Source organism: Helicobacter sp. T3_23-1059 (genome assembly GCF_053654515.1).
The window spans coordinates 21,579-27,578 of record NZ_JBSIUV010000031.1 but is presented as its reverse complement, the minus strand read 5'-3'; the positions used below and the strand labels follow the sequence as shown (position 1 = coordinate 27,578).

The following is a 6,000-nucleotide window of genomic DNA, read 5'->3' as shown; positions in this document are numbered from 1 at the left end:
AATTGGCAAATGACACAATATAATGAAAACCTTATTGAAACTGATGAGATTCTCTGGGAGGGTAAGAAAAAATGCCACCCTGTTGGCTTATTTTTATTTATTGCTTTTTGGTGTGGCGGTGGATTAGCCATTTGGACTATGTGGCATTTTATGCGCGTTGAGTCTTTATGGTATGGTGTGCCTCTTATTTGTTTTGTGGGAATTGCGTGCCTTTTTGGGTATTATTGTATAAATTTACGCAAAATCTATCTTACAACAAAAGGCTTATGGATATACACGCGATTTAATGGCAAAATCTTTTATCCTTATGGATATTTTGTTGTCGAATCTAAAATAAGTGGTGGATTTCAAAATTGGGAGAGTATAGAGATACATTGCCCTCAAAAACCAACAAAAACTTTTATGTTTCCTGTTGGTAGAGCTTCTATGGGCGTATTTATAAATAATGATGATTTTAAGCGCATTTGTAGCAATCAAACACAAAAGGCATTAGAATCTATGTCAATCAAAGATATAGTAAGTCTTTATGCAATTTTTACAAAATCTGAACCAAAAGAATTTTCTATGCCAAATTATAATGTTTTTAATATAGATTTTAGTATATATAAACAAAATATTAACACATATAAGGGCATAAAATGAACACTAAAGAACAAGCATATAATATTGAGATTGAAGCTGTGTTTGATAAAGATTTAGCAGACAAAAAACAAGCACAAAAAAGTGGATATAGACAATAATCAAAAACAACATAATTCAACCATAAAAGATTCTACAAAGCCGCAAGATTCTACCCAAGAGCAAGTAAGCAAAAATAGCAAATCCACACAAGAACTCACATTTACATATCAAAAATAAACCACAGCAAAAAATCTTAAGATTTTACCACCACTTCGCCATTGATATATAGCCTATGCGCTTTTGTAGCGTTTGTAAAAAAATGCAGTATAGGCGTAGCAGAATGCGCGATTTGAGGGATATGAAAAATGGCAAAATCTGCGTTTTTCCCTCGCTTTAGCTCGCCATTTTCTAGCCCCAGAGCCTGCGCTCCATAGCGCGTAGCACTAAGCAATATGTGCTTAGCTAGCCACTCTATCCCAAATCCTGCGGCATTTAGCCCAAAAAGTGCTACCCTCATCTCATCTAGCAAATTCGTATTTACATTGCTACTTGAGCCATCTGTGCCGATAGCTAAACGCGATAAAAATTTTGTTTTAAAATGCGCTGTATTAAAATCCATTTTTTCAAAATCCGCGTTTGCAAAATCCTTGCTAACAAATTTGCCAATATCAAGCATTTTGCCACCTAGCAGTCTATTTGAACGCGGGCAAGTAGTGATAAAATGCCCTGATTGCAAAATCTCTACTAGCTCTTTTTCATTCACTGCTACACAATGCGTAAGCACCGCTTGCGTATCGCTAAAAAGATCCAAAAATTCGCTAATGCTATACAGCGGTTTTGGATTTGGGATTTTTAGCGTATCGGCGTAAAAGTGCTTAAACCACCCGCTTTTAGATTCTAGCCATTCGCGCTCGCTAGCTGATTCTAAAAAATGCGCGCTAATGATTGGCTTGCGTTTGGGCGATTGTTTGGGGTTTTGAGAGGTTTTGTTGGCTGTTTGACTAGGCGTTGTATATTTTTTTGCTAGATCTATGGCATTTTTTGCTAGCTCTTTATGCACAGAATATGGCGAGTGTATCGCCACACGCGGATAAAACCGCTCATTTTTTAGATTCTTTTGTATCTCGCACGCCCTCAAAAATCGCTCTTCAAATGTTGCATAAATTTCATTTACCTGCCCCGCATTTGCCCCCAAAACCTCGCAAAAATACGCCACACGCAAAGGTGAATGCGCTAATGCTAGCATATCCCCACCATAGCTAGAAATCGCCCCCACACTTCCTACCCCGCATTCTAGCTGTGTGGCTATCTGGCGTGTCAAAACATTTTCTAGCTTCTCTAGCACGCCGCCACGATAGCTCATCACAGATTCTAGCCACGCTTCAAAGCTACCATACGCAAAGCTAGTCGTATTTGCCCCAAATTCAAAATGAATATGAGCATTTACCAAAGCTGGCAAAAGCACGCAATCGCTAAAAAATTGCTTTTTGATATGTGGTGGTTTTGTAGATTTTGGGCTAGATTTTAGCGTGGATTTTTGTTTGGTGGCGTGGTTAGATTCTTGTTTGGATTGGTTTTTGGTTTTTGTGGATTTTGAGTCAAAATCCACTACAAAATCTAGCGCAAAATCCTCTATCAAATCTTTTGTAAAATCCGCGCTATGTGTTTTATGTTTGGTATTCTTTGGATTTTGCGCCACATATCGCGCTAGATTTGATTCTAGGGCGGATTCTAGCTCGCTATATTTGCCAATGGCAATGATTTTGCCATTTTGCATAGCCACCCCACCATCATAGATGATGCTACACTCCTCATCGCAGACAAAAACCACACTCGCACCGATTATCTCCATATCCTATTCCTTAAAGCCATTTGTAAGATTTTACTTTTTTGTAAAATTTCGCTTAAAATCTTTGCTATAAAATCTTACCAAAACTTACAAAATAAAATTGTCATTGTGCGACTCTAGGCTGTGTCATTGCAAGTAGTTAGATTTTGTATGGCTCAATCCAACTTAAGCGGATTATTTCTTATCATTTTTAACAAGATTTTACACAAATCTTGTTGTTTAATTTGAGTATTATATCTAAATTCTGTTTTTTTTAAAATGAAGCAAAAAATTCTCTTTTTTTGATTCATTTAAATTTATCTAATCTATGTTTAACATAACCCATTCTGCTTGCAGTTGTAAGTCAAACAAAGCAAAAACACAGGTGTTTTTTATTTGCTACTTAAGCCTCTTTTTCCTCTCACTCTTTTAGCACCGAAAATTTATATTAAAAAATAATTTTCATCAATCTCTATTTCGCCATTTAATTTAGAGTTTTTTTTACATTCTTTTGCGATTAAGATTCTAATGTTTTTGCAAATTTTATTGACACTTTGACGAGAAATTTTGCTTAATTTTGCAATTTTAGAAGCTTCAATATCAAGGCTTCTTGCAAAAGCTACGAGCGTAAGCGAAGTAGGAAATATATTTAAGAATCTTTTTTTAAAATCTATCTTGTTTTTGATTCTCTTAGCCTCTGAAATTCTTGCAAAGGTTTTTATTATGTGGTGGATATACTTGTTTTTCATCGTGTGCATCATAACTTAAGATTTCTTTATGTGAGGGTAAGTTGGATTGAGCCTAAAAGAAAAATTATTTTTTCAGCGCGATTGCTTCTTTGATTAAATCATCGCCTGTGGTAAATGCTTTGGCATTCATCGAATATCCGCGCTGAAACAAAATAAGATTTGTTAGCGAGTTGCCCACATCGACATTGCTTGTTTCTAAATATTTGTGTTTTATTTGCCCAAATTTTAGATTTCCATTTTCGCCCCAGCCTAAAATGGGATTTCCACTTAGGGTGCGGGTTTGCCCATTTAGCGTATTTGTGCTCATCATATAGACATTATCGCCTAGCTTTTTTAGCCCTTGATCATTGATAAAAGCCACGATACCTATGCGTCCCATAGGCTCTGTGATACCGTTGCTAAAGGCTAAAAATATGATTCCATTATCATCGATTCTCACTTCTTTTAGCAAACCCTCCGCCTTGCCATCTTGGCTTATTTCTAGTATCCTAGAATCCTCATAGGGTAGATTTCTCGTGGTGTATTTATCGCTACCTGTTATAGAATAGCTTACTTTACTATCTTTAAAATCTAGCTCCATTTGTGCAGATTGTGGTTTGCCATCACTATCAAAAACTAATTCTTGCTCAATTGCGTTTGGGCTTATCATTAGCTCGCCGCTATAATCATATATCGCGCTTTTTACAAACCACCGCTGATTTGTCGTGTTACCATCTTTGATTTCGCCAGAATCTACTAGATAATAATCACTCTTTAGCAAAAACTTTTTGCCACTATCATCAAAAATATCTACCGAAGTAGAATAAGTGGCGATTTTGACATCTTTTGATAGGATTTGGGCGTTTGGAGCAAGGGGGATTTGCGCACTATTTATGCCTATTTTGTTGGATAATGCTCCGCCTATGGTTACTTCTATTTCTCCCTCGCTTCCATTTTGCAGGGCAAATGCTAGGCTATTTCTAGCCCCCATTGTTGGCACAAACTTTAGCCCGATTTTTTCAAAAAGCGTGGCTAAATCGCCTATGGTGTGAAATTCATTTGCTTCTATGCCGCCTGTGCCATAGACAAATTTTAGCGTTTGGGCTTGGGATTCTAGCACTTCGCCAGCCTCGTTTTTGGGCGCAACAGTTACGATAATATCCCTAAACCCCCTTGGGTCAAAAGCGATAGAATCCTCATCGCTAAAGCTAGCGACATCTTGGGCTAGGACGCGCTGTGTGTCTATCACGCCATTTGGCAACAAAAATTCAGGCGCGGATTTAAAATTTGATTTTGGGTTTAGATTCACAGATAAATCAACTTTTGAGGTATTGATAGGCTGAAAATGCAATTCTTGAGGGATTCTAAGAGGTTGCATTTTGTTGGTGGCTAGCTTTGCCATATCCGCGTCCATATCATTGGTGGAGTTAAAAATATCCTCGCTGACTTTGTCTAAATTTACGCCATAAACATACTGCCCGCTTGTATTTACGATATATCCATCTGCATCGCGCAAAAATCCACCATTGCGCGTAAATAGCGTGGTTTGCTCCGCTTCATATCCATCTTCGCTCACTTCAAAACTGCCATCTTGCTTTGGTGCGATTACAAACCAGCCTTTGCCCATATACGCCACATCAAATTGTCCATCGCTTGCGTGATAGTTACCATCTTTGGTAGAAATCGCATTGCTAGCACTTGTCGCGCCATAGGAGCGGTCATTATTGGTTATGGTGTTTGCATTTAGATGGTCCATATTCATTGCAAAAAGTGTTTTAAATTCGGGGACATTTTCTTTGAAACCATTTGTATTGACATTTGCAATGTTGTTTGAGACAGAATCAAGCCCAAATTGGTGGGTTTTCATACCGCTATATGAGTTTAAAATCGTATCATTCATTGTGTATCCTTAACGCTTCTTGCTACTTGATTTTTGCTACTTTGATTTTGTAGATTTTTACGCTATCAAATCGCTACAAAATCATTGCGCCATCGCTTCTTTGTCGTAAAATTCTAATGCCGCACTTAAAGGCAAAATCAGCTCTCCCATACGAATCAAAGGCTTGCCTTTATCAAAAAGCACGCTTTGGATTTCGCCTCTGCCTATGCGGGTTAGGAGGTATTGATTTGTTTTTGGGTCTAGGTTGTATTCTGCGGATACGGAATATGAGCCTGCGGGGAGTTGCTCGCCTTTTTCATTTAGCCCATCCCAGACAAAATCCAAATATCCTCGCTCGCCATTTCTATCTTTTAGCGAGATAGTCCGCACTAGCTCTTTTGCTTCGTTAAATACTTGCACCACAGGCAAACCCTTGCTTGCATCAATAGCTCTATCAAAATAAAGGCTAAAATGGATTTTGCCTTCCCCTTTGTAATTTACCCCGCTTACATCAGTTTCGGCGATTTTGCCTACCATTGAGATGGATTGAAACGCGCTAGATTGGCTCATTTGCTCGGTGGCTTCTTTGCTAGATTCTAGGTTTAAGCCTAGTTTATCCATCGTGTCTTTTAGATTTGCTTGAAACTCTTTAAATTCCTTGTTTGTTTCTTGCATAACTTTCATAGATTCCACCATTTCTTTCATCGCTTTTTTGTTTTCTTCTTGCATTTCTACTTGCGTGAGTTGCGCAGTTTGGGTGATGATTTTATCCGTTTCCATAGGCGCAGTTGGATCTTGGTTTTTTAGCTGCTCTAAAAACAGCTTCATAAACGCATCTTTATCCAAACCATTAGCGATTTTTGGTGCGCTATCTTTTGCGCGTTTTTCTTCTAATGCCTTTGTCGCGCCTGTAACCTCTGCTAAATTTATCGCCATTTTTTCTC

4 protein-coding genes and 2 pseudogenes are annotated in these 6,000 nt (G+C 38.0%); 2 read left to right on the top strand and 4 right to left on the bottom strand.

The window, feature by feature from the left end; genetic code table 11:
- Positions 1-642 (top strand): hypothetical protein (locus ACWIX0_RS09195; RefSeq protein WP_454173717.1); only part of this gene is annotated, 642 nt, incomplete at its 5' end.
- A gap of 81 nt (positions 643-723) precedes the next feature.
- Positions 724-858, top strand: a complete 135-nt coding sequence (locus ACWIX0_RS09190; RefSeq protein ID WP_454173716.1) for a hypothetical protein — start codon at positions 724-726, stop codon at positions 856-858.
- A gap of 16 nt (positions 859-874) precedes the next feature.
- Here ACWIX0_RS09190 and mqnF read toward each other — a convergent pair whose 3' ends face one another.
- The 4 genes and pseudogenes from mqnF to flgD all read right to left on the bottom strand — a co-directional run.
- Complete coding sequence (gene mqnF, locus ACWIX0_RS09185; RefSeq protein ID WP_454173715.1) at positions 875-2,473, bottom strand: aminofutalosine deaminase family hydrolase; 1,599 nt, start codon at positions 2,471-2,473, stop codon at positions 875-877.
- A gap of 152 nt (positions 2,474-2,625) precedes the next feature.
- Positions 2,626-3,210: pseudogene (locus ACWIX0_RS09180) on the bottom strand (hypothetical protein).
- Between the two features lie 52 nt (positions 3,211-3,262).
- The gene (locus tag ACWIX0_RS09175; protein ID WP_454173714.1) at positions 3,263-5,077 is read right to left on the bottom strand and encodes a flagellar hook-basal body complex protein; all 1,815 of its coding nucleotides are present in this window, start codon (positions 5,075-5,077) and stop codon (positions 3,263-3,265) included.
- A gap of 105 nt (positions 5,078-5,182) precedes the next feature.
- Positions 5,183-5,992 (bottom strand): annotated as a pseudogene (gene flgD / locus ACWIX0_RS09170) (flagellar hook assembly protein FlgD); the annotation flags it as partial.
- Positions 5,993-6,000 lie beyond the last annotated feature (8 nt).

Bases quoted from the DNA above. Each gene is read 5' to 3' on its own strand.
- ACWIX0_RS09175 (WP_454173714.1), bottom strand. From the start codon at position 5,077: ATGAATGATACGATTTTAAACTCATATAGCGGTATGAAAACCCACCAA.
- mqnF (WP_454173715.1), bottom strand. From the start codon at position 2,473: ATGGAGATAATCGGTGCGAGTGTGGTTTTTGTCTGCGATGAGGAGTGT.